The sequence below is a fragment of the Cellulomonas sp. URHB0016 genome, from assembly GCF_054057935.1.
The window spans coordinates 2,259,178-2,282,339 of the sequence record NZ_JBSRZU010000001.1 but is presented as its reverse complement, the minus strand read 5'-3'; the positions used below and the strand labels follow the sequence as shown (position 1 = coordinate 2,282,339).

Here is a 23,162-nt window from a genome sequence, read left to right as displayed (position 1 = left end):
GCGTCGTCCGTCATCCGGCCGTCATCGGCGTGCCAGGCGCCTCCGGCGGGTGAGGACCACCAGCGCGCCGCCGACCAGCAGCAGCAGCACCGCCGACGTCGCGGGGGCGACGACGTCCGACCCGGTCGCCGCGAGCGGTCCGGATGCGGCCGCCCGGACGGTCACCGGCGCCCAGACGGTCCGGGTCCCGACCCACACGACGATGCTGTGCGCACCGGCAAGGGTGTCCCGAGGGATCACGACACGGGCCGTGAACGCGCCCGTGGCGTCCGAGGTGGCCGACCCGATCACCACGGGGTCCGAGTACAGCCAGATGTCGAAGGCCGTCGACGGGGGCAGGCCGGAACCCGTCACCGTGAGCGAGCCGCCGGCGGAGACCACGCCGCCCGAGAGGGTGACGGTCGGGTTCGGCGCGGGCGCCGAGGGGACGGGCGCCGACGGGACCGGCGCCGAGGGGACGGGCGCCGTGGGGACGGGCGCGGGGCTGGTGGGGTCCGGGGCCGGGGTGGTCGGCCCGGTGGTCGGGCCGGGCGTCGGCCCTGTGGTCGGGCCCGTGGTCGGGCCGGGCGTCGGGTTGTCGTCCTCCGGCTCGAGGTACGCCACCCGGCGGGTGCCGACCTCGTCGTCGCTGGACATGGGCGCGATGCCGAGCTCGATCGTGCCGGTGCGGTCCAGGTCGGTGACCTCCACCTCGCGCAGCTCCGGCGCCAGCAGGCCGACGTGCACGCCGTCGACCGTCAGGCTCCAGCCCTTGCCCGGGTCGACGCCGGACGTCCAGCGGACGGTCGCGGTGCTGCCGTGCCCCTCGACGGTGACCGCGTCGGCGGGCGTCGAGGTGGGCGGCGGCGGGGTGCCGATGCTCACGGGGGCGGACACGTTCGCGACGAGTCCTTCGGCGTCGGTGACCCGCAGCTGGACGGTCCCCTCGAAGTCCGCCGGGTAGGTGTGCGACGCGACAGGTCCGCCGGCCAGCACCTCGTAGGTGCCGTCCCCGTCGAAGTCCCAGTCCCACGTGGTGATCGTCGACGTCGGGGTGTACGAGGTCGTCCCGTCGAACGTGATCTCCTCGCCGGGCCGTGCGTAGTACGAGTCGAGCGCGAGGCGCGGGACGGGGCGGGTCTCGATCCGGGTCAGGGCCTCGGACAGCGCCGCGGCGGAGTCGCCCTCGTTGACGACGACCTGTCCTGTGGTCGCCTCGGCGAGCGCCTGGTAGTAGTCGCTCTCGTAGCTCGGGACCACCGGGTACACGTTGACCGGGTCGATGGACAGGCTCAGGGCGGCGATCTGGTCGAGCGTCGACCCGTCCGTCTGGTCGGGGTCGTGGTAGTCGGCGTCGGTCAGCACGACGGCGGCCTTCGTCGCGCCGGGACGCCACGAGACGCCCTCCATCGCGACCCGCAGGGCGTGCAGGAGACCCTCCGGGGTGTCACCGCCGCCGTCGACGCTGATGCCGTCCAGCGCGGTGGTGAACCCTGCCGTGCTCTCCGAGAGGTCGGTCAGCACCCGTGCGCTGAACTCGTCCCCGGAGTCGCGGTACTCGACCAGCGCCACCCGACCACGTGACGCGGCGATGACCTGCGAGAGCCGGGCCGCGACGTCCTTGGCCTGGTCGATCTGACCCGCCATGGAGCCCGTCGAGTCGACCAGGAACACGACGTCCAGGCCCGTCGAGCCGGACTTGACGAACGGGATGCTGACGTCGACCTCGTCCGGGTCGGAGGCGGGCAGCCGGGTCTTCAGCCGCTGCACGGCCTCGTAGACGCCGGCGTCGACGTCACCGCCCTCGTTGCCGTACGTCATGTGGCCCGAGGTCGTGGCGGGGTTCTTCGCCGACCCGCACACGAAGTCCTTGTTCGCGCACCACAGGCCGGTCGAGTCCTGCCACGACGACGGCAGGTACGGCTTGCGGGCTCCGAGCGACCCGTTGTCGGTGTCGCAGTTCGGCACGGTGCGCCGCCACACGGACAGCTCCTTGCCGTGGCACGCGGGCGCGTCCCGCCACAGGAAGCTCTCGCCCTCGGGCAGGTACAGCTTGGGGTCGCCGAAGAGCGTGTTGAACACGACGTGCTGCCGCTGGTCCGCGGTGAGGCGCTCGTTGTACGTCTCGCCGACCACCTGGGCGCCCTGCGAGTAGCCGCCCAGCACGAACAGGGTCGACGGGCACGCCGCGAGCCGGCGGTCGACGTACTGCTCGAGCTCGTCGACCCCCGTGTTCACGCTCCCGCCGTACTCGAACGCCCCGCCGCCCGACACCCCGGCACCGACGGTGTTCGTGATGGAGTCCCACGACCCCGCGCCGACGGGGACCGCCGGGTACTGCTTGCCGGCGATGGAGGTGCTGCCGAGCTCGTAGTAGTGCGGTGCGAGGGAGCCGGTGAGCCGCGAGGTCAGCTCGTCGTGGAACCGGGTGGCCTCGCGGCCGCCGACGTCCTGCCCGGAGCCGCGGGCGAAGACCGCGTCCACCGTCGTGCACGCGGCGTCGTACGGGGCGACGGCCGCGGTGGCGGGAGCCATCGCGACGAGGGTGAGCAGCAGTGCTCCCACGCTCGCGGTGGCGACTGCTGCGGATCTGGGTGGACGCATCGGACCTGCTCTCGGGCACGTGGTTCGGACTCCGGTCGAATCCCGGCCCGAACGTTAGGTGCCCGATTTGCAAGAAATGCGCCGATCCGCTCGCACTTCACCCCATCACGACCGGTTCGGCGTAATCTCCACGGCCAGATGGGCGACGTCGTCGAACGTCGCGCCGTGGACGCCCGCGTGCACCGTGAACCCGTCGACGTCGGCCGAGGCGGCGCACGACGACCAGTTCCCGTTGGCGTCGGCGGGCGCCGAGCAGTCGGGCTTCTCGACGACCCAGTCCGCGTCCGGCAGGAGCGCCTCGAGGTCCACGCCGTCCTCGGCGGGGTTGGCGGCGCTGTACGTCAGCTGGGTGCTCGGGCAGGCCTGCACGCTGTAGACGCACAGGCCCAGGGGCGGCGTGGTCCGGTCCTCGCCGGTCAGCTCCCATCCGGCAGGGGGCTGCAGCGCGTCGACGACGGCGTCCATCCGCTGCACCTCGGCACGGGCGCGCACGTATGCGTTGACCGCGACGAGCGCCACGGCGAGGAGGACGACCGCCACGACGACGAGCACCACCCGGCGCGCGCGACCTCCTGACCGACCTCCGGACACGGCAGCTCCTCCTGGACGGGGCCCGACGGGCACGTCCGGTGATCATGCCGGATCGGCGGATCGGCGGATCGCCCGATCGCCGGATCGGCCGGTTGCACGATCGCCCGACTGCCGGATCACCCGATCGCCCGATCGCCGGATCGCCGGGCACACCGGCCCGAGGAGCCGGACGAGCCCGCCGCCCGTCGTGGGAGGTGCCCGCTCAGGACGCCCGCTCGAGCCCCTCCGGCTGGTCGCCGCCGTGCTTCCCGTGCCCGTGACCAGGTCCGGGACCGTGGTGACCCGTGCCGGGCCCGGAGACGCCGTTGATGGCGGAGGTGTCCCAGGCGAGGCTGTAGGTCGACGCCGCGATCGCCTTCGTCATGATGCCGAGGGCGGTCCGGTTGACGTTCGCGAGGGTGTCGCCGGCGGAGTGGTAGTTCGGGTCCTCCGTGATCCCGGCCGTGCCGCCGAACAGGGCGACCTCCTCGTCGGTCTTCACGTCGTCGGCGCCCGTGAACAGGCCGGACGCCGGGACGCCGTTGAGGATGAACGCCTGGTAGTCGGAGCGCCCGTCGAAGGCGGTGTCGACCCACGGCTGGCCCGTCGAGTCGAACCAGCCGGTCAGCACGTCCTCGGTGGCCTCCGAGCCCGGCGGCACGTCGACCGGTGCGGGGAACGTCGACTGGTCCGCGTCGTAGACGCCGATGATGTAGTTCGGCGAGCCGACCATGTCGTAGTTCAGGTACGTCGCGATGCGGTCCAGCTCGCCCGGCTGCGTGGCGAGCTCGTCGACGTACGCCGTCGACCCCTCCAGGCCGGCCTCCTCCGCACCCCACCAGGCGAAGCGCACGGTGTTGTTGTGGTGCGCGTGCGACTTCGCGAGCTGGACGGCGACCTCGAGGATCGTCGCGGACCCGGTGCCGTTGTCGTTGATCCCCGGCCCCTCCTCCACGCTGTCCAGGTGCGCGCCCAGCATCACGACGTTGTCGTCGCGACCCTGCTCCGTCTCGGCGATGACGTTGAACGACTCGACGGTCTCGACGTGGCTGCTCACGTCCAGCGTCACGTTCACCGGTCCGGCGGCGAGCGCGGTCGCGAGCGCCTGCCCGTCGGCCTGGCGCAGGCCGGCCACCGGGACGGCCACGGTGGAGCCCTCGCCGAGGGTGCCGTTCACCTGCGCGTCGGCCACGTTGTTGTAGACCACCACGCCGACGGCACCGGCGGCCTCGGCGTTGGCGGCCTTGACGGCGAACGCGCAGGTGCCGCGGCTGATCAGCGCGACCTTGCCTTCGGCGTCCACACCCGTCCACGTGTCGGGAGTGCAGCCGAGGGGGTCCGTGGGGGCGGCGAGGTCCGCGGTCACGCCGCCCGCCGGTGCGTTCGGTGAGAACTCCATCAGGTCGACCTCGTACGCGGCGGCGCCGGGCGAGTTCTCCGTCAGGGTGTTCGCGTCGACGACCTCCCGGTCGTACGAGAACGGGTCCCGCTCCGTGTGGTAACCGGCCCGGCGCAGCGTGCGCTCGACGTAGCGGGCGCTCTCCTCGTAGCCGTTCGTCAGGGCGGCCCGGTTGCCGTCGTTGCGGTCGGCGATGCGCTGCAGGGCGTCCAGGTGCGCCACGACGGCACGGGTGCTGACCTGCTGCGCGAACCGCTCCGCCGGGGTGCTGTGCCCGTGCGCCGCCGAGGGCGACGCGAGCGCTCCGACGACGGCGACGGACGAGACGAGTGCGACCAGGGTGCGACGTGCCGGCATGGATGGCCTCCTCACGCGACGGCGCGCCGTGGCCGCGCCGCGACCGGCCCCCTGCCGGCGAACCCACATCAGCACACGAGGGGGTGCCAGGGGAAGGGCCTCGTCAGGATCGGCGTAGCCTCGCCGCAGGCCGGGCGGGAACCACGAGGAGGCGGCGTGCGCAGCGAGTACACCAGCGACGGGATCGACGAGGGCGGGCTCGCGGCGACGCCGCTGCGGCAGGTCCGTGCCTGGGTGGCCGACGCGGAGGCCCGGCAGGCGGAACGCGGTGACGTCGCCGAGCCCGTCGCGCTCTCGGTCGCGACGGTCGACGCCGACGGGCGCCCCAACGTGCGCACCGTCCTGATGAGGTTCCTCGACGCGCGGGGTCCGGGGTTCGTCACCGACCTCGGGTCGGCCAAGAGCCGCGAGCTCGCCGGGAACGGCTCGGTCGCCGCCGCGCTGACCTGGGCCGCCATGCACCGTGCCGTCCGGTTCCGCGGGCGCGCCGTACCCGTGGGGCGGGACGAGATCGCGGCGTACTTCGCGACCCGGCCGTGGGGCTCGCGGATCACCGCGTGGGCGTCGGAGCAGTCCCGGCCGATCGCGGACCGCGCGGCGCTCGTCGCCGCGTACGAGAGGGTCGCCGCCCTCTACCCGGACACCGGCGCTGCCGACGACGTCCCCGTGCCGGACGGCTGGGGCGGCTGGCGGATCGACTGCGACGAGGTGGAGCTGTGGGCGGGTCGGCGGGACCGGCTCCACGACCGCCTGGTGTTCACCAAGGTCGCCGACGGCGACCTCGACACGCCCGCGGCGTGGACGGTGCACCGCCGCCAGCCGTGAGCGGCTCGCGTCGGTTCACCTCGGGTCGCCGGTCAGCTCCCGGAACGCGGTGAGGACGTCGGCCCGCCGGTCGGTCCCGGCGAACCCGTGCTCGGCACCGTCCAGCTCGACGAGCGTGCAGTCGACGCCCGCGCGCTCGCAGGCGACCGCCAGGGCGCGCGCCTCGGGCAGCAGCGAGTCCAGGGTGCCGACGACGACGACCGTGGGGGGCAGCCGTCCGGCGAGGAGGTCCAGGCGCGGGGCGTCGGCGAGGTCGGTCACCCGGGCCCACGCTCGCACGGCCCAGGCGGACAGCTCCCGGTCGGGCCCACCGGGCAGCGCGTCGTCGAAACAGGTCAGCGTCAGGTCCAGGACGGGGTTGCTGAGCAGGAGGCCGGCGAGCGGGACGGTCGACCGCGCCGCGGCCAGGGTCGCCACCGCCCCGCCGGCGGAGTCGCCGCCCAAGAACAGCCGGTCGAACCCGACGTCCGCGAGGAGCCCCAGAGCGGTGCGCGCGTCCGCCACCGAGTCGTCGAGCGAGGCCTCCGGCGCGAGCCGGTAGTCCACCGAGAGCACGACGACGCGCAGCCCCTCGGCCAGCGCGCGGCAGTAGTCGTCCTGCATGTCGAGGTCGCCGAGCACGCCGTAGCCGCCGTGCAGGAACACGAGGGCCGACCCGGTCGTCCGGTCGACCGGCGCGTAGCGGCGCATCCGGACGCCGTCGTGCGTCAGGTCGTCGACCGTCCCGGCGAGGTCCCGTCGGGGCCGTGCGGCGGCACGCTCGCGGGCGTGCTGCCGGAGCTGTTCGACGTCGATCGGCACGGGTCCATCCTCGGCGACGCGATCCGGTACGGCACGGTGCGCCGCAAGGGCCGGCCCTCGGGGATCGTCGGGTGGTCGACGTCGTCGGCCGGGTCGTTCACCTCATTCCCCGGACGGGTGCGCACAGGCCGGATACCCTCTCCGGCACCACGCCTCACACGCCGACCGTCCCGGAGCGCACAGTGCCGCAGACCACCGACCCGTCGCCGCCCGCACGCGTCCGCTCCGACCGCAGGGCGCGGTGGCTCCGCCGGTGGTTGTCGGTCGGTGGGCTCGTCACCGTCGTGGGCGCGGGCAACATCGTGGCGGCGCTCAACTGGAACGCGATCGTGCGCGGCCTGGCGGGCGAGAGCGGGACGGTGCTGGCCGACCAGGCGTCCGCCGCGTCCCAGCGCTACGCGATCGTCGGGTTCGCGCTGCTCGTGGTCGGGCAGCACATGGTGACCCGACGCGCGATGCACGACGCGGAGGCCTGACCGAGGGCCGCCGTCAGCTCGCCGGAACAAGACGAGCCGCGCACAGCAGCCGCGCTCGACGGGTCATGCCCCGCCGGTGACGTGACGGCGCGCCGCCACGACCCGCGTGGGGAGCCTGCCCCCGGCAGTCAGGCGTCGTCCACCGACTCGGGGTCCTCCTCCGGCTCGAACGTGGACGGCTCACCCGCCCCGATGCCGACCCCGCCGTGCTGGGCGAGCTCCTCCGGGTCGGTCTTCTGCTCGTCGCGCCCAGTCCCGTCGACCTCGCTCACGGTGGCCCCCTCCTCGTCGAGGTCTTCAGCGTGCGTCGCTCGCCGACATCCGGCAATCGGAGTCCGGGGGTGGCCCGCGAGCGCCGCCGGCATCAGCACGAGGCGCTCAGCACGAGGCGCTCAGCGCGGGACGCGAGGCAGGAGCACGACAGCGTCGCCGGCGCCTGCGTGCCAGATGCTCACGGGATGTCCGACACGCGGCCGGACCAGCCGCCAGGCCGCGTGCGTCGCCGTCCATGGTCCGGCGTCCGTGTCGGCCCCCTCGACCCGCACGACGGTGTCCCACGGTGGTCCGGCGGCTGCGACGACCCAACCGTCCGTCCGCGTGCCGCCCCGCGCGGTCCGCACGGTGCTCCGTTGCGCCGCCAGCCGGACGCGCGTGCGTTCGGCGAAGAGGACCTGCCCACCTGTACCCACCAGGAGGAGCACGAGCGTCAGGCGAGCGTCGACCTGCGCCTGAGCCAGCACGGCGGCGGCCATCGGCTGCCACACCGCCGTCGTCCCGGCGACGGCTGCCGTCGTCCCGCGGGGTCCGCCCAGGTCCAGCGCGATGGCGGCGACGCACGCCACGAAGAGCGGGGCCCCGAGGAGCCAGACGGCCGAGGACGGCACCTCCGACCAGGCGAGTGCGAGCGTGAGAACCAGCCCGAGGACGCCGCCGGCCGGCACGAGCCACCGGGGTCCCGGATCGAGCCGGAGCGCCGCGTCGTCCGGGACCGTGAACGTCCCCGGCCAGTCGTCGACGACGACGACGACGGCTTCGCCGTCGCGGAGGGGCTCATGACGGGACGGCGGCACACCACATCATCGGTGCCCGCGGCCGTCGGCGTGGGCGAATCGGGACTGCCGTGCGCCCTCGGCCCGTGGCTCGGTGTACCCGACGGGCGCTCCCGGGCGTCCTGCTCGTCAAGTTCCCGGCCGCCGACCGCCCTGGGGGATCACGGTGGACGTCGACCGCGGGCGTCACGCTGCTGTGACCCGCCTGAGAGGTCAGGGCGGCGGTCGGCCGGTCTCGCTAGCGTCGGAGGCACCGACCCGTCGACGAGGGGCAGTGCGATGCGGATCCCGGACACCGAGTTCACCTCCCGGCCGTGGCGGCTGCACGAGGTCGCGCCGGACTTCGAGGTCGAGGACGTGTGGGAGCTGCCGACGCCCGGAGGGCCCGACGACCTCGACCGCCTGGTGAGCAGCTTCGCGCTCGGGGACGGGTCCGTGGTCCGTGGCGGGATCGTCGGCTTCCTGTTCGCCGCGCGCTGGAAGCTCGGTGCGCTGTTCGGCTGGGACGCGCCCGGCAAGGGCATCGGCACACGTGTGACGTCGCTGCGGGAGCGGCTCCCGGACGACCTGGCCGACGGACCGCGCGGGCCCGACGCGCGGGCGCTGCCGTTCACCTCGGTCTACCAGACACACGACGAGTGGGTCGCCGAGCTCGCCAACGGCACGGTGCACGCGCTCCTGCACCTGGGGTGGGTGCCCGACGGCGCCGGCGTGTACCGCGCGCAGATGACGGCGTTGGTGCGGCCGAACGGCTGGGGCGGCCGGGCGTACATGCTGTTCATCGCCCCGTTCCGCCGGGTGGTGGTGTACCCGCGGATGCTGCGCGCGATCGGCCGCCGGTGGGAGGCCTCGGTTCCGACCGGGTAGCACGGGCGACGGACCGCCGTCCCGGTCGCGCGAGCCGCCGCGGGTCCGCAGACTGCACGGCGTGGACCGTCCCGCCTCTTCGACCGACGCATCGACCACCGCGTCGGCACACGCCCCGACCACCGGCTCGGTGCACCCGGCGACCGCCGCCCCGCCGTCGCTCGCGCTCACGCCCCGGCACGCGGCGCGGGTCCTGGCAGCGGCCCTGGTCTGCGGGTCGGCGTTGCTGCTCTTCGCCGTGCACGTGCGACCGGTCGGCTACCTCCCGCTCGTCGCGGGCGTCGTCCTGGGACTCGTCGTGGACCGCGCACTGGGCCGTGACCTCGCGCTCGTCGGGCTGGGCATCGGCATCGTCACGACGATCTCGCTGCGGGCGGACCTGTCGGACGCGGGCATGACCCGGTTCGCGCTGGCGCTCTCGGGTGCGGTGCTGGTGCCCTACGTGCTGTCGCGGTTCGTGCTCGGGCAGGACGCGATCCGGTTCCCGTTGCGCACCGGTCGCCGGTGGAGCCGCACCCAGGTCGTGTACCTGCTCGTCGTCGTGGTCCTGGCGTACCTGCTGCTGCCCTGGTACTTCCTCGGCTCGGGCGCGTACCTCAACTGGCCGGTCGTGGACACTCCGCAGGAGATCGCGCGGCTGTTCGTCGGGGTGAACGCCGTCGGCATCTGGGACGAGCTGTTCTTCGTGTGCACCGTGCTGGCGCTGCTCCGGGTGCACTTCCCGTTCCCGCTCGCGAACGTGCTGCAGGCCGTCGTGTTCGTGTCGTTCCTGTGGGAGCTCGGCTACCGGGAGTGGGGTCCGCTGCTGACGATCCCGTTCGCGCTGGTGCAGGGGTGGATCTTCCGGAGGACCGCCTCCCTGACGTACGTCGTCACGGTCCACCTGCTGTTCGACCTCGTGGTGTTCATGGTGCTCGTGCACGCGCACGACCCCGCGTTGTTCGACGTGTTCGTCACCGCGCCCGCCACCTGGTGACGCCCCGGTCAGGGTCCGGCGGCCGGCAGGAGCGTGCCGAGCAGGTCCCCGACCGCCGGCCCACAGTCCGGGTCCGCCGACCTCAGGGCCGACGCGAGCGCCCGTGCCCCCGCGACGTCGCCGGAGCCGACGAGCGCGAGCAGCGCGTTGCCGTAGCAGACGGTGCGCAGGGCCGGATGTTCCGGCACGCATCCCCGGAAGGCGTCGGCGGCCTGGCGGAAGCCGTCCGCGGCGGCGTCGAGCGCCCCGCCGTCGAAGGCGGACCGGGCGGCGTCGAACGCCTGCACCGCGACGTCGACGCAGTCGGGCAGAGGCGTCGACGTCCGCGGCACGGGCAACGGGTAGAGCACGAAGCCGGCGTGCCGGGTCATCGCCGGTGCCCCCCGCCGTCGAACCAGGTGACGAGCGAGGGCGCGTTCGTCTGCAGGTACTGCCGGTCGTTCTGCCACAGGGCGTAGGCCTCCGCGAAGAACTCCTCCGGGTGGCCGGGCCAGTTGCGGCGCGCGTACTCGGTGAGCGGCGGGACCCGGTTCGCGTTGACCACCGTGACGAAGTCGGCGAGCCGTCGTGACCCGCCGGCCGCGCCCGAGACGGCGGTCTCGTCGGCACGCCGGTCGTGGACCGTCGCGTTGGCCTGGGCCCGTGCGCGCGCCGCGACGAGCCAGGCGTCCTGCGCGGTGAGCGTCGCGGCGAAGTCGGTGAGCGCCGGGTGGGTCGGGGCGGCCCGGGCGAGGGCAGCACGGGCGGTGTCCCGCCGGGCGGCCGCCTGGGTCGCGGCCCGGTCGCGCGCCGCGTTGCGGTCCGGCGCGTCGTTGGTCGCGAGCGCCTGGATGGCGGTCGACGTGGCGTTGACCGCTGCCAGCAGACGGGCGCCCTGCTGACGCTGGGCCGGCGTCCAGCGGCGTGCCGCGGCGAACGAGGCGCGCATCGCCGGGTTGAACACGGCCACGGCGGCGTTGAGCCGCGTGATGGTCGCGTTCATCGCGCCCTGCGCCTGCATCGTCTCGAACTGCGCGTCGCGCAGCGCCTTGGTCTCCACCGCGTGCCCGGCCTCGTGGACGATGGTGTGCGCGCTCGCGGGGCCGCTGCGGGCGGCGTCCCCGACGAACGAGAGGCCGTCCCCGGCGAACGCGAGGTCGGCGATGCTCAGGGTCTCGCTGCGCGTCGCCGTCGTGGCCCCGGTGACGAGCGTCGCCGAGTGGGAGAACTTCCCGGCGAGCGCCGCGCCGGTCGCGTCGGTGAGGGTCGCCTCCCGGCGGAGCTCCACACCGGCGAGCGCCGACCGGTCCCCGGCGGGCATCGCGGAGAGCGCGGCGTGGACCTTGGCGAGCTCCTCGAGGCCCCAGACCGCGGGCGGCACCTCGGTCACCGACGCGAAGCCGAGGGCCAGCAGAGCGGTCTCCGCCGATGCGCGGTCCGTGAACGCCGGCGCCGCCGGCACGGGGCCCGTCGCGACGAGCGAGGCGACCGCGTTCCCCTGGGCGTCGATGCGCACGGTCACCCGCCCGACGGGCGCCCGGCCGGGCGGGCTCGTCGGTGCCGGGCCGATGTGCGTCTCGAGGTCGGCCTCCGTGCCCCACCGGGTCCGCTGACCCAGCTGCACCAGCACGTTCCACAGGTACAGCTCCGCCTGGCTCCCGGTGGCGACGCCCGTGACCGTCACCGTCGGACCCAGCTCGGGCGGCGTCGCGCCCTGCCGGGCGGCGACCACCGCGCGCAACGAGGCCATCGTCGTCCCCGCGGGCGGTGGCGCGATCGTGTACGCCGAGGTGTCGTACCGCAGCACGCCGCCGGCCGGCGGCGCGGTCGGGCGAGGAGCCGCCTGGCCGCTGCTGCCACCCACGTCGGTGGGGCCGTCGAGCGACGCGGCGGTGCGCGGGCCGATCACGGCGTCCGGGCTGAGCGCGTGCGTCCGCTGGTAGTGCACCGTCGCGGCCTGGGTCAGCGGTCCGAAGATGGCGTCCGTCGCCAGTGGCGGGGTCGCCCCGTGCGCGTTGAGCCGCTCCTGCGCGTGCCGGACGTCGTCGCCCGTGCTGCCGCGGCGCAGCAGGGAGGCGGTGGGGGGAGCCGTGGCGGTCGGCACCCGTGCCACGTGCGCGGCGCGCTCGTCCACCCCCGACCGCTGCACCGCCTGCACCGCGACCCGGTTCCCGGCGGTCTGCTGCACGTCAAGGAGCCGGTGACGTGCGAGCGCGTCCGCACGGTCAGGTTCGTCGACCTTCGGACGGGCGACCGGCCTGGTACGTGCGATCCTCTGGGGTTCCACCGCCACCGCCCGTCGACCGCCACCTCGACGTGGCCGTCCCATCGTGGAGCAACGCACGTCCCGCGTCGTGCCCGTGCGGGTTACCCGAACGGTCATCGACCCGGCCTGCTCGAGGTCGGTGGCGCCGTTGCCGTGCCGGGCGTCACGGGCCGATCGCCCTCGGTCTGCCCGCCGTCGTGGCGGGAGCGGTCGCCCGGCGGGCGGCGGCGGCGAGGGCACGGCTGCGGGCCTTGACCGCCCCGGGGACGGTCGCGCCGCGCGCGGGCTCCGGGTCGGGCCGGGGGCCGTCCAGGTCGACGTCCGCGGTGTCGAACGCGGCGAACACGGTCCGCACCACGTCCTCCCGCAGGCCCTCCGCCGACGTCCACCACGCCAGCGGGCCGGGGACCTCGACGCGCACGCTCGGGCGCTGGTCGCGCTCGACGAAGTCGGACCAGCGCGTGACGAGTCCCGGGTGCGCCTCGGTCGCGAGCACGCCGACGAGGCCGAGCTCCTCCAGGACGGCGCCGTAGGCGTAGGGAGGGGTCGCGTCGAGGAGCCGGTGCCGCTTGAGCTCCGACCGGGCCGCCGAGTAACGCTTCCCGTCGGGCATCCCGCGCAGCACGGTGAGCACCGCCCGCAGGGTCCAGCGGTCGTGCTCGGTAGGCACCGGCCGCGGCTGCCCGGCGAGGTGGTCGAGCCCGAGGGCGTGCTCGGGGACGGCACCGTCGATCGGCGCCCCGTTCGTGAGGCTCGACAACAGGTGGCCGGTCGTCGCGACGGCCCCGGCGGTGCGGGTGCCGCAGATGCGGCACGAGTCGCTCCCGCCGTAGCGCACCGCCTCGTGCGCGGGGAGGGTCGACGCGAGCAGGTGGCCCGTGAGCGCGGTGCGCCACCACCAGGGGGCGGACCAGAGCCCCGCGACCCAGACGTCCGCCGCGGACGGCACGTCCCATCCGCGCCCCGCCGCGTGCAGCGCCGCGACCGCGTCGTCGTGCGTGTACCGGTGCACGGCGTCGTACGGGAACCCCGCCGCGGCGAGGACCCGGGCGTCCTCCGCGGTGCCGGGCGTGACCCGCGGGACCCGGACATGGGTGTCGGGGGCGAGCTCGGTCTCCTGGCTGAGGCGCCCGAACCGGGCGACGAGCTCGGAGAGGTCGGGCTCGGGCTGGTCGGGCTTCGGGAGGTCGCTCGTCACGGGCCCGAGCGTAGGGGTCCGCCGCACACGGGTGGGTCCGGCTGCGGCCGGTGCGGTCCGGAGGGACGCCGGTCCCGGCCCGGAGGCACGGCGCCCCGGTCGCCGTGTCGGTGCCGCGTGCCACGATCGCCCGATGACGACCGGTTCCCGGCACCTGAGCGTGTTCATCGACCGGCCGGTGCCCGAGGTCTGTGCGTTCGTCTCGGACCCGGCGAACCTGCCCCGATGGGCTCCGGGGCTGGGGCGCGAGGTGGTGCAGGAGGACGGCCGCTGGTTCGTGCAGACGACGGAGGGACGGGTGCAGGTCACGTTCGCCCCGCCCAACGACTTCGGCGTCCTCGACCACGAGGTGCGGACGCCGACGGGGGAGACGGTGCACGTACCGCTGCGGGCGATCGCCGACGGGGACGGCGCCGAGGTCGTCTTCACGCTGCGACGCGCTACGTGGATGACGGACGCGGACCTGGAACGGGACGCGGCGCTGGTCAGCGCCGACCTGGCCCTGCTCAAGGCGGTGCTCGAAGCAGGCTGACGGCCGACCGCCGGGTGATCCCGCCCCCGGCCGACCGGGTGGTCCGCCGGTCCGGCGGGAGACGGCTGTGGCATGCTCGCCGATCGACGACGCCGGACGGGACGGACGACAGGGGCGGGGCGTGGAGCAGGGAACCGGTCGCGAGGACGGTGTGCCGCAAGACGGGATCGTCGACGAGCTGCTGGACACGCTGATCGCCGAGGAGCGCCACGCCACCGAGCCCGGTGAGGTGTTCAGCGTCTGGGTCGCGAAGGCGATCCGGGCGTACCCGCGGCCGGCGTACCCGCTCGAGCGGGAGTGGAACGTGTCCGTCCAGGGTCTGCTGCGTCTGGTCCCGCGCCTCCCGCGGATCGCCACGGCACCGCTCGGTCTGCTCGACCGGTTCGGCGCCGTCACGGTCGGTCCCGAACGCGTGGGGCTCGACGGCAAGGACGTCGACTGGAACCGGGTCGTGGAGGTCCGCACCGAGCCGGCGTGGACCCTGCTGTCCGCGGAGATGCTCGAGCTCGACCTCAGCGGGATCATCACCCTGATCCCGCCGGTCCCCGGCCGGCGCTGGGTGCTGCGCCGGATCAGCGAGCTGATGTTCACGCTCTACCTGGCGGCTCTTCCGCCCCTCGACGACGACCGGGACGCGACCGGCGGTGACGGGCCGGGCCTCACGGTCTTCGCCCCGGTGGTGTCGACGGTGGTGTACCGACGGATGCTCGGCCACGGCGAGGCCCGCGCGAGCGCCATGTCCGCCCTGCTGCAGGTGGCCCTGCCCGGCACGGCCGACACGATCGTGGCGACCGCCCGGGCGCACGGTGTGCCGGTCGTCGAGGTCCCGGTCGACGAGACCGACGTCGGTGCGGTCGCGCGGCGCGCGCAGGTGTGGCGCCGCTCGGCGCTCGGGATGCGCACCCAGGTGCTGGGACGCCTGGGACGCTGAGGCATGGGCATCCCGACCGACCCGACCACCGAGGACGAGGCGGAGGCGTCCGAGCCGTCGGACCGGCCGGACCCGCCGCTCGCCCCGCCTTACCCGCCTGACGCCCGACGGCCCGGGCTGCGTCATGACGTCTCGCTGTCGGCCGTCGTGGCCGGGTTCGTCGCGGTGCTCGTCTCCTACACCGGACCGTTCCTCATCGTGCTCCAGGCCGCCCGCAGCGCCGAGCTCACCACCGCGCAGACCACGTCGTGGGTGTGGGCCATCTCGGTCGGCAGCGGCCTGACATGCCTGGTCCTGTCGTGGGCCACCCGGCAGCCGGTGGTCACCGCGTGGTCGACGCCGGGGGCGGCGCTCCTCGTCGCGGCGCTCGGGGGCTACCGGTTCTCGGACGCGGTCGGCGCCTACGTCGTGGCGGCCGCGGTCGCCGTGGTGCTGGGGTTCAGCGGGGCGTTCGGCCGGCTGCTCGCGCTGCTGCCCCGCCAGCTCACGTCGGCGCTGCTCGCCGGGGTGCTGCTGCCGTTCGTGGTGGGCGCGGCGCTCGCGGTCGGCGCGTCACCCCTGGTCGCGGGCGGTGTGGTCCTCGCGTTCCTCGTCGCCCGGCGGTTCCTGCCGCGGTACGCGGTGCTGTGCGGTCTCGTCGTGGGCAGCGTGCTCGCGGCAGTGACCGGGACGGTCGGCAGCGTCGACGTGGGGCTCCAGCTCGACGGTCCGCACTGGACCACACCGACGTTCAGCCTGCCGGCGATCGTGGGCATCGGCCTGCCGCTGCTCGTCGTGACGATGGCGTCGCAGAACGCCCCGGGGCTGACGGTGCTGCGCAACGACGGCTACCTGCCCGACGACCGCGCGCTCGTCGGCTGGACGTCCGCGACCTGGCTGGTGCTGGCCCCGTTCGGCGGCCACGGCATCAACCTGGCGGCGATCACCGCGGCGATCTGCACCGGCCGGGAGTCGCACCCCGACCCGCGGCGCCGGTACGTGGCGGGGATGGCGTGCGGCCTGTTCTACCTGCTGTTCGCCGGCGTGGCGCACGGGCTGGTCGAGCTCTTCCAGGCCGTCCCGACGGCACTGGTCGCGGCCCTGGCCGGGACCGCGCTGCTCGCCTCGCTCGTCGGCTCGCTGCGGGACGCGTTCAGCGGCACCGACCACCGGGTCCACGAGGCGGCGGTCGTCACCCTGGCGGTGACCGTGTCCGGCGTCTCCGGGTGGGCCATCGCGTCACCGTTCTGGGGACTGGTGGCCGGTGCCGCGGCGTGGGCGATCGCGTCCGGCGGGCGCTCGTGGTTCCAGCGGCCGCCCGTCGAGCGCTGACCGGGATCACGGTGCGCCGCGTGCTGGGACGACGGCGCCGAGCGGCACGTGCCGCGGTCGGCCGCCTGGCCCACCTGGAGAAGGTGCGACGGAGCCTGACGCCGATCCCCAGCCACTACGGTGACACGCATGTCGACGCCCGACCTGCTCCTCGAGCGGCGCGACGACGGCTGGCGCGAGCGGGTGCCGCTGCTGTACCTGCGGCAGAACCTCGCCGTCGTGGCGCAGTTCGAGCCCGACTGGGGGGCGGCCGAGACCGTGCGCACCGTCCTGGCCCCGTTCCGGCGCTCGACCGTCCGCCGGACCTGAGGGCAGGGCCGGCGGCCGGCGCTGGTCGTCCGACGGGGACCTCGGCCCGCTCCAGTACCGTGCGCGGGTGACCCCGATCCCGGATCCCTCCTCGCTGGTGCCGGGGGTGTCGCGCCACCGCCGTCTGGTCCGCCAGTTCTGGTGGCTCGTCGGGCTCGTGTCCGTCGCCGACTTCGTGTTCGGGGCGGTGTTCGTCTTCCACATGCGCGACCGGGGCCTGCCGGCCGCGACGATCGGCGGGCTGCTGGCCGCGGCGGGTCTGGCCGCGACGCTCGTCGAGGCGCCGAGCGGCGCGTGGGGCGACCGGTTCGGTCAGCGGCAGCTGATCGTGTGGGGCCTGGTGCTGTGGGGGACCGGGCTTCTCGTGTTCGCGTTCGCCACCACGCAGGCGGCCTTCGCGACCGGACTGCTGGTGTGGACCACCGGCATCGCGCTGCACTCGGGCGCTGCGGTGTCGCTGCTGGTCAACACCCTCAACGCGAGCGGCGAGCAGCAACGGGCCGAGAGCGCCGTCCGGGCGTCGCAGGTGGTCCGGTGGGTCGCGTCCGCCGCGGGGGCCGCCTTCGTCGCGGTGTCGGGTGCCTGGCTCGACCCGCAGCACCTCATCGCCGCTGCGGGCGTCCTGCTCCTGCCGACGGCGCTCTGGGTCCGGTTGAGCTGGCCCGACGCGCGCGATGCCGGCGCGCAGCCCGTCTGGCGCTCGTTGCGTCGTGGCGTGGCGCTCGCGGTGCGCGGGGAGTCCCTCCTGGTCCTGCTCCTCGTCGTCCTGTCCAGCGCGAGCGTCGGCATCGTGATCCTCACCTGGCAGCCGGTCGCCCTGGGCGTCCTGCACCTCGCACCGTCCTCGCTGGGCATCGCGCTCTTCGCCCTGACCGCGGCGTCCGCGCTCGGGGCGTTCGCGACGAGGTGGACCAGGCACCTGCGTCCGCCGGTCCTCGCCGCCGGGCTCGTCGTGGCGCTCGACGGCCTGCTGCTCCTGACCACCGTCGGGCCGTTCGGCGCGGCCGTGGGCTTCGTGGGGGCGGAGGTGGTCATCGGGGCCGTCCTCGCCGTCATCGCGGTGTGGAGCCAGCAGATCTTCCCCGATGCGCTGCGCACGACGATGACCTCGGTGATGGGTACGGCGATGGGCGCCACCGTGGCGGCGACGAACGCCGTGGTGGGGCGCCTCTGGGAGGCGACGGGCATCGTGACGGCGGTCGCCGTGGCTGCCGGGGTGGTCGGGTCGCTCGCGTGCGTGCTGCTCGTCGTGTGCAGCGTCCGAGCCGTGCGGCTCCGGGCTGTGGTGTCCACGGTCGTCGACCCGGACCCGGATCCCGTCGCCGCACCCTGACGCCCAGTATGTTGACGTCGAGATACGTCGCCGGTCGTGGAGGTCGTCGCCATGTGGGACCCGCACCAGTACGCGCTCTTCGGGACGCACCGCGGCCGGCCGTTCGCCGACCTGGTCGCGCGGGTCGACGCACCGTCGCCGGCGCTCGTCGTGGACCTGGGCTGCGGTGACGGGCCGCTGACGCTCGGCCTCGCGCAGCGGTGGCCGGACGCGCGGATCGTCGGCATCGACTCGTCGCCGCAGATGCTGGACGCCGCACGCGCGCTCGACACCACCGGGCGCGTGGAGTGGCTGGAGGTGCGGGCCGAGGACTGGGACCCGGCCGCGCTCGGCAGCCCGGTCGACGTGCTCGTCACCAACGCGGCGCTCCAGTGGGTCCCCGGCCATCGCGCGCTGCTGCCGCGCTGGGTCGGCGCCCTCGCGCCCGGCGGCTGGTTCGCGATGCAGGTGCCGAACAACTTCGACGCCCCCTCGCACCAGCTCATGCGGGCCGCGGCCGGCCGGCACGCGCGCGCCGCGGACCTGCTCCCCGTGCTGGACCGGGCCGCCGCCGTCGCCTCCCCGGCCGAGTACCTCGGCGACCTGGCCGCCCTCGGTCTCGACACCGACGTCTGGCAGACCAGCTACCTCCACGTGCTCGACCCCGAGGGTGCGCAGCGCTCACCCGTCCTGGAGTGGGTGACCGGCACCGGCCTGCGGCCCGTGCTCGGCGTGCTGACCGACGAGGGGGAGCGGGCGGCGTTCCTCGACGACTACGTCGCCGCGCTCGACGCCGCCTACCCCCGGCAGCCGTGGGGCGTGGTGCTGGAGTTCTCGCGGATCTTCGCGGTCGGCCGCCGCCCCTGACCGACGGCGGGCGCTCGCGCCCGCGAGGCCCAGGCGGGCGAACTGGGGTGCACGCACCACTGCCCGGGAGCGGCGTGCCGCGAAGGATCGACCACGGCGGGGAGCGACGCCCCCGCGCCTGGACGATCGAACGGACGAGCACCGATGACCACACCGACCAGCCCCGCACGGACGACGCGGCGGCCACGAGGACCGCGCACCTCGCTGACGCACCGCGTCGCCGCGTGGAGCGCCACGCACCGCATGCGGGCGATCCTGCTGTGGCTCACGACGATCCTGCTCGCCGTGGCGGTCGGTGCCGTGCAGGCACCGCGCGAGGCGACGCAGGTGGAGCTCGGTGTGGGGGAGTCCGGCGAGGCGGCGCGCATCGCGGCCGGCTCCGGTCACCCGGACCCGGTGGTCGAGAACGTGCTGCTCACGGCCCGCAGCGGCGCCCTGCCCGACGACGCGGACGCGGCCGCGACGCAGGCGGCCGGCGCGCTCCGGGCGCTGCCCGGCGTCGACGAGGTGCGCGGGCCCGTGCCGTCGGAGGACTCCCCGGCACTCCTCCTTCAGGTCGTGATGCACGGCGACCCGGACACCGCCGACGAACGCGTCGGCCCGCTCCAGCGGGTGGTGGCCGACGTGCAGGAGGACCACCCGGACCTGCGGGTCGAAGAGGTGGGACCGGCGTCCATCGGGGCCGACTTCGGGCAGTGGCTGGACGCGGACCTCGCGAAGGCCACGACGATCAGCCTGCCGCTGACGCTCGTGATCCTGCTGGTCGTGTTCGGTGCGGTCGTGATGGCGGGCATCCCGGTGGTGCTGGCGATCTCGTCGGTCGCGGCCGGGCTCGGGTTGTGGGGCCTGGCGTCCCAGGTGGTGCCTGACCCGGGCATGGTGATGCACCTGATCGTCCTGGTGGGCATGGCGGTCGGTGTGGACTACTCGCTGTTCTACCTGCGCCGGTTCCGCGAGGAGCGTCGTGCGGGCCGCGGCGACGTCGACGCGATCCAGGTGGCGGCCGCCACGGCGGGCCACTCGGTCGTGGTGTCGGGCGTCGCGGTCATCCTCTCGATGGCCGGCCTGTACCTCGCGGGGGACACCGTGTTCGACGCGATGGCGACCGGGGCGATCGTCGTCGTCGCCGTCGCGCTCGTGTCGTCGCTGACGGTGCTGCCGGCGCTGCTGGCGACGTTCGGCCGGTGGGTCGACCGTCCGCGCGTGCCCGTGCTGTGGCGGCTCGGCAACGGCTCCTCACCGCGCCTGGTGCCCGCGCTGGTGCGCCCCGTGCTCGACCACCCCGTCGTCGCGGTCGCCGTGTCCGTCGCGGTCCTCGGCGCCATGGCCTCCCCGCTGACCGGCCTGTCGCTCGGGTCCACGCAGGTCGAGGACTTCCCGCGCACCCTCACGACGATGCAGGGCTACGACCGCCTCGTCGAGGCGTTCCCCGGCACCTCGGCCACGGACGTGGTCGCCGTGCGGGTCCCGCAGGGCAGCCAGGACGAGCTGGCGACCCAGGTCGAGGCGCTGGTGGGCGCCGCCGCCGCACGGCCGGCGTTGTTCGGCGGTGCCGACGAGCCCTGGTACTCCGCGGACGGCCGGACCGCGGTGGTCCAGATCCCGGTGCCGCACGGGGTCGGGTCGGCGCCGGCGCGGGAGTCGGTGCGTGTGCTCCGGGACGCGGTCGTGCCGGCGACGGTCGGCACGGTCCACGGTGCGCGGGCGGCGGTCGGCGGCGACGTGGCGACCGACCTGGACTACACGGCGAACCTGTACCGGACGCTGCCCCTCGTGGTCGGTGCCGTGCTCCTCCTGGTGTTCGTGATGATGCTCGTGGCGTACCGCTCGCTCGCCGTCGCCGTGGTCACCCTCGTGCTCGACGTGCTCTCGCTCGGTGCGGCGTTCGGCATGCTGGTGCTCGTCTTCCAGGGCACGTGGGCCGAGGGGATCCTCGGGTTCACCTCCACGGGGCACGTGGTGTCCTGGGTCCCGATGCTGCTCTTCGTCGTGCTGTGCGGGCTGTCGCTGGACTACCACGTGTTCGTGGTGAGCCGGATCCGGGAGAACCTGCTGGGCGGGATGGCGGCGAAGCCGGCGATCCGCGACGGCGTGGTCCGGACTGCCGGGGTCGTGACGAGCGCCGCGGTGGTGATGGTCGCGGTGTTCTCCGTCTTCGGGGCGCTGAGCTTCGTGGAGCTCAAGCAGATCGGCGTCGGCCTGGCGGTCGGCATCCTCATCGACGCGACGATCGTCCGGGTGGTGGCGCTGCCGGCGCTCATGCTCCTCAGCCGGCGGTTCCTGTGGTCGCCGGCCGGCCCGCCGGACCGCTCGTCGGGCCGCTCGTCGCGCCGCTCCTCGGGTGCCGTGCCGGGCGTGGCCGCCGAGCCTGCGGACCGGCCCGCACCGGTGCTGACCGGACGGCCCTGACCCCTGCGGGGCCGGCCGGGCGCGCCTCGTCGCCCCGGTCAGCCCCGCAGGTACGTGAGCACGGCCGCCACCCGCCGCGACGACGTGGCCGAGGGCGGCAGGTCGAGCTTCGCGAGGATGCTGTTGATGTGCTTCGCGACGGCCTTCTCCGTGACGACCAGCTTCTCGGCGATCACGGCGTTGCCGTCTCCCTCGGCCATGCGGGCGAGCACCTCGAGCTCGCGGGCGGTGAGCCGCTCGAGGACCCCACGCCGGGAGTCGCGGCGCAGGAGGACCGCGACGACCTCCGGGTCCATGACGGTGCCCCCTGCCTGCACGGTCCGCAGCGCCGAGACGAACTGCCGGTCGTCGAACACCCGGTCCTTGAGCAGGTACCCGACGCCGGAGTCGCCGGTGGCGAGGAGCTCCTGCACGTACAGCTGCTCGACGTACTGGGAGAGCAGCATCACGGGCAGGCCCGGTGTGCGCGTCCGGGCCGTGACGGCGGCGCGCAGCCCCTCGTCGCGGTTCGTGGGCGGCAGCCGCAGGTCGAGCAGGGCCAGGTCGGGGCGGTGCGTGTCGATCGCGTCCAGGATCTCGTCGCCGTGGGCCACGGCCGCGACGACCTCGATGTCGTGGCTGGCGAGCAGCCGGACCAGCCCGTCGCGCAGCAGGAACTGGTCCTCGGCGATCACGACTCGCATCGCACTCCTGTCCGCCGGCGCTGGTCGGCTGCGAGTGTAGCCACCGGCACCGCTTCGTCCGGGTACGGTCCGGTGTGGTCTGGGGTGCGTGCACCACTGACCGGGCGGTCGCACCACGACAGGCTCTTCCCATGACCAGCCCGCTCCTTCCTCCCGAGGTCACGATGCCGCCCGACGAGCCCCGCGCCCCGCGCGCCCGCACCTCCGTGGCGCGCAGCCTCCGCCTGGCCGTGCTCGCGCTCTGGGAGGCGGTCGTGATCCTGTGGGTCGCCGTCGCCGTGACGCTGCTCGTCGTCGGTCTCGGCATCCTGCTGGTCCCCGGCGCGCTCGACCTGGTCCGCACCGACGCGCGACGCCAGCGGCGGCTCGCGCTGGGCCTGAGCGGCGTCACCGTCAGCGAGGACTACCTGCAGCTCCCCGACGGCGGTGCGGGGACGGCCGGGGCATGGCGGCGTGCGCACGCCATGCTCGGTGACCGCGCCACGTGGACCGACCTGCTGTGGCACCTCGTCAACCCGTTCGTCGGCCTCGCCATCGCCGCGCTGCCCGCGGTCGCGGTCCTGCACGGCCTCTTCGGCGTTCTCCTGCCGGTGCTGTGGGAGCCGGTCGTCAGCACCTGGGACAACAGCTGGTACCTGTTCGTGCCGCTCACCGGCACGGCCACCGTCGCCGTGGCGGCCGCGCTCGGTGTGCTGGAGGTGGTCGGCGGCGTCCTCGTCGCGAAGCCGCTGGTGCGCCTGCACGGCCGGTGGGTGCGGTCCGTCCTGTCGCACGACTCGCGCCGGCTCCGGCGGCGCGTGGAGCACCTGGCGCAGAGCCGCACCGACGTGATGGACCACGAGGCCGACGAGCTGCGCCGCATCGAGCGGGACCTGCACGACGGCGCCCAGGCGCGGCTGGTCGCGATGGGCATGACGCTCGCCGCGGCGGAACGGCTGATGGACCACGACCCGGCGGCCGCCCGGGCGATGATGCAGGAGGCCAAGCAGACCTCGGCGGCCGCGCTGACAGAGCTGCGCGAGCTGGTCCGGGGGATCCATCCGCCGGTGCTCGCCGACCGGGGCCTGGTCGACGCGATCCGCGCACGGGCGCTCGAGTCGCCCCTGCGGGTCGAGGTCCGCTCGACCGTGGAGGGCAGGCCGCTGCCGCCGCTCGAGTCGGCCGTGTACTTCGCGGTCTCGGAGCTGCTCGCCAACGTGGGCAAGCACGCGGACGCGACGCACGTGACGATCGACGTCGCGAACGCCGACGGCATGCTGCAGGTCGCCGTCCGCGACGACGGGCGCGGTGGCGCCGACCCGGACCGCGGCACCGGGCTGCGCGGCGTCGAGCGCCGGCTCGCCGCGTTCGACGGCGTCCTCACGGTGCACAGCCCGGCCGGCGGCCCGACCACGGTGAGCCTCGCCGTGCCGTGCGCGCTCCAGGCCCGCGTCTGACGCCCGGGGTGCCGGCGGTCGGCGCC

General features: G+C 74.7%; 22 protein-coding genes. 12 read left to right on the top strand and 10 right to left on the bottom strand.

Annotation, left to right across the window (positions count from 1 at the left end):
• Positions 1-21: 21 nt before the first annotated feature.
• The 3 genes from ACVW07_RS10525 to ACVW07_RS10515 all read right to left on the bottom strand — a co-directional run bounded on the left by ACVW07_RS10525 (position 22) and on the right by ACVW07_RS10515 (position 4,909).
• Complete coding sequence (locus ACVW07_RS10525) at positions 22-2,583, bottom strand: cutinase family protein (RefSeq protein WP_456819199.1); 2,562 nt, start codon at positions 2,581-2,583, stop codon at positions 22-24.
• Between the two features lie 105 nt (positions 2,584-2,688).
• Positions 2,689-3,174, bottom strand: a complete 486-nt coding sequence (locus ACVW07_RS10520) for a hypothetical protein (RefSeq protein ID WP_456819198.1) — start codon at positions 3,172-3,174, stop codon at positions 2,689-2,691.
• Positions 3,175-3,376: 202 nt separating this feature from the next.
• The gene (locus tag ACVW07_RS10515; protein WP_456819197.1) at positions 3,377-4,909 is read right to left on the bottom strand and encodes a M20/M25/M40 family metallo-hydrolase; all 1,533 of its coding nucleotides are present in this window, start codon (positions 4,907-4,909) and stop codon (positions 3,377-3,379) included.
• Between the two features lie 156 nt (positions 4,910-5,065).
• On the opposite strand from ACVW07_RS10515, the gene pdxH reads away from it, so the two are divergent.
• Positions 5,066-5,734 carry a pyridoxamine 5'-phosphate oxidase gene (gene pdxH / locus ACVW07_RS10510; protein WP_456819196.1) on the top strand — a complete coding sequence of 223 codons (669 nt, stop codon included), beginning with the start codon at positions 5,066-5,068 and terminating at the stop codon, positions 5,732-5,734.
• 15 nt (positions 5,735-5,749) lie between these two features.
• Here pdxH and ACVW07_RS10505 read toward each other — a convergent pair whose 3' ends face one another.
• Positions 5,750-6,535 carry an alpha/beta hydrolase fold domain-containing protein gene (locus ACVW07_RS10505; protein WP_456819195.1) on the bottom strand — a complete coding sequence of 262 codons (786 nt, stop codon included), beginning with the start codon at positions 6,533-6,535 and terminating at the stop codon, positions 5,750-5,752.
• A gap of 182 nt (positions 6,536-6,717) precedes the next feature.
• On the opposite strand from ACVW07_RS10505, the gene ACVW07_RS10500 reads away from it, so the two are divergent.
• Positions 6,718-7,011 (top strand): hypothetical protein, encoded by a 294-nt coding sequence (locus tag ACVW07_RS10500; RefSeq protein ID WP_456819194.1) that lies wholly within the window; start codon positions 6,718-6,720, stop codon positions 7,009-7,011.
• A gap of 128 nt (positions 7,012-7,139) precedes the next feature.
• On the opposite strand, the gene ACVW07_RS10495 is transcribed toward ACVW07_RS10500, so the two are convergent.
• A complete protein-coding gene (locus ACVW07_RS10495) occupies positions 7,140-7,283 on the bottom strand; it encodes a hypothetical protein (RefSeq protein ID WP_456819193.1) in 144 nt (47 codons plus the stop codon).
• 120 nt (positions 7,284-7,403) lie between these two features.
• A complete protein-coding gene (locus ACVW07_RS10490; protein WP_456819192.1) occupies positions 7,404-8,081 on the bottom strand; it encodes a hypothetical protein in 678 nt (225 codons plus the stop codon).
• Positions 8,082-8,339: 258 nt separating this feature from the next.
• Here ACVW07_RS10490 and ACVW07_RS10485 point away from each other — a divergent pair, with 258 nt between their 5' ends.
• Complete coding sequence (locus ACVW07_RS10485) at positions 8,340-8,927, top strand: DUF2867 domain-containing protein (protein ID WP_456819191.1); 588 nt, start codon at positions 8,340-8,342, stop codon at positions 8,925-8,927.
• Between the two features lie 130 nt (positions 8,928-9,057).
• Positions 9,058-9,903: a CPBP family intramembrane glutamic endopeptidase gene (locus tag ACVW07_RS10480; protein WP_456821063.1), complete on the top strand. Its 846-nt coding sequence runs from the start codon at positions 9,058-9,060 to the stop codon at positions 9,901-9,903.
• Between the two features lie 8 nt (positions 9,904-9,911).
• Here the strand turns inward: ACVW07_RS10480 and ACVW07_RS10475 are convergent, their stop codons facing one another.
• The 3 genes from ACVW07_RS10475 to ACVW07_RS10465 form a co-directional block, all read right to left on the bottom strand.
• The gene (locus tag ACVW07_RS10475) at positions 9,912-10,274 is read right to left on the bottom strand and encodes a hypothetical protein (protein ID WP_456819190.1); all 363 of its coding nucleotides are present in this window, start codon (positions 10,272-10,274) and stop codon (positions 9,912-9,914) included.
• Complete coding sequence (locus ACVW07_RS10470) at positions 10,271-12,070, bottom strand: peptidoglycan-binding protein (RefSeq protein ID WP_456819189.1); 1,800 nt, start codon at positions 12,068-12,070, stop codon at positions 10,271-10,273. The genes ACVW07_RS10475 and ACVW07_RS10470 overlap by 4 nt, the downstream gene beginning before the upstream one ends.
• 241 nt (positions 12,071-12,311) lie before the next feature.
• Positions 12,312-13,346 carry a hypothetical protein gene (locus ACVW07_RS10465; RefSeq protein ID WP_456819188.1) on the bottom strand — a complete coding sequence of 345 codons (1,035 nt, stop codon included), beginning with the start codon at positions 13,344-13,346 and terminating at the stop codon, positions 12,312-12,314.
• A gap of 133 nt (positions 13,347-13,479) precedes the next feature.
• Between ACVW07_RS10465 and ACVW07_RS10460 the strand changes: the two genes are divergently transcribed.
• From ACVW07_RS10460 to ACVW07_RS10430, 7 genes are all read left to right on the top strand, one after another.
• Complete coding sequence (locus tag ACVW07_RS10460; protein WP_456819187.1) at positions 13,480-13,878, top strand: SRPBCC family protein; 399 nt, start codon at positions 13,480-13,482, stop codon at positions 13,876-13,878.
• A 121-nt stretch (positions 13,879-13,999) separates the two neighbouring features.
• Entirely contained in the window at positions 14,000-14,809 is an 810-nt protein-coding gene (locus tag ACVW07_RS10455) for a hypothetical protein (protein WP_456819186.1), read from the top strand.
• Positions 14,810-14,812: 3 nt separating this feature from the next.
• Positions 14,813-16,120, top strand: a complete 1,308-nt coding sequence (locus ACVW07_RS10450) for a benzoate/H(+) symporter BenE family transporter (RefSeq protein ID WP_456819185.1) — start codon at positions 14,813-14,815, stop codon at positions 16,118-16,120.
• Between the two features lie 129 nt (positions 16,121-16,249).
• Positions 16,250-16,429 (top strand): hypothetical protein, encoded by a 180-nt coding sequence (locus ACVW07_RS10445; protein WP_456819184.1) that lies wholly within the window; start codon positions 16,250-16,252, stop codon positions 16,427-16,429.
• 67 nt (positions 16,430-16,496) lie between these two features.
• Positions 16,497-17,762, top strand: a complete 1,266-nt coding sequence (locus ACVW07_RS10440; RefSeq protein WP_456819183.1) for an MFS transporter — start codon at positions 16,497-16,499, stop codon at positions 17,760-17,762.
• Positions 17,763-17,798: 36 nt separating this feature from the next.
• Complete coding sequence (locus ACVW07_RS10435) at positions 17,799-18,608, top strand: methyltransferase domain-containing protein (protein WP_456819182.1); 810 nt, start codon at positions 17,799-17,801, stop codon at positions 18,606-18,608.
• A gap of 144 nt (positions 18,609-18,752) precedes the next feature.
• On the top strand, positions 18,753-21,017 hold the full coding sequence (locus ACVW07_RS10430; RefSeq protein ID WP_456819181.1) for an MMPL family transporter: 2,265 nt from the start codon (positions 18,753-18,755) through the stop codon (positions 21,015-21,017).
• Positions 21,018-21,055: 38 nt separating this feature from the next.
• On the opposite strand, the gene ACVW07_RS10425 is transcribed toward ACVW07_RS10430, so the two are convergent.
• Positions 21,056-21,700, bottom strand: a complete 645-nt coding sequence (locus ACVW07_RS10425; protein ID WP_456819180.1) for a response regulator — start codon at positions 21,698-21,700, stop codon at positions 21,056-21,058.
• Between the two features lie 131 nt (positions 21,701-21,831).
• Here ACVW07_RS10425 and ACVW07_RS10420 point away from each other — a divergent pair, with 131 nt between their 5' ends.
• Positions 21,832-23,136 carry a sensor domain-containing protein gene (locus tag ACVW07_RS10420; protein WP_456819179.1) on the top strand — a complete coding sequence of 435 codons (1,305 nt, stop codon included), beginning with the start codon at positions 21,832-21,834 and terminating at the stop codon, positions 23,134-23,136.
• Positions 23,137-23,162: the final 26 nt, after the last annotated feature.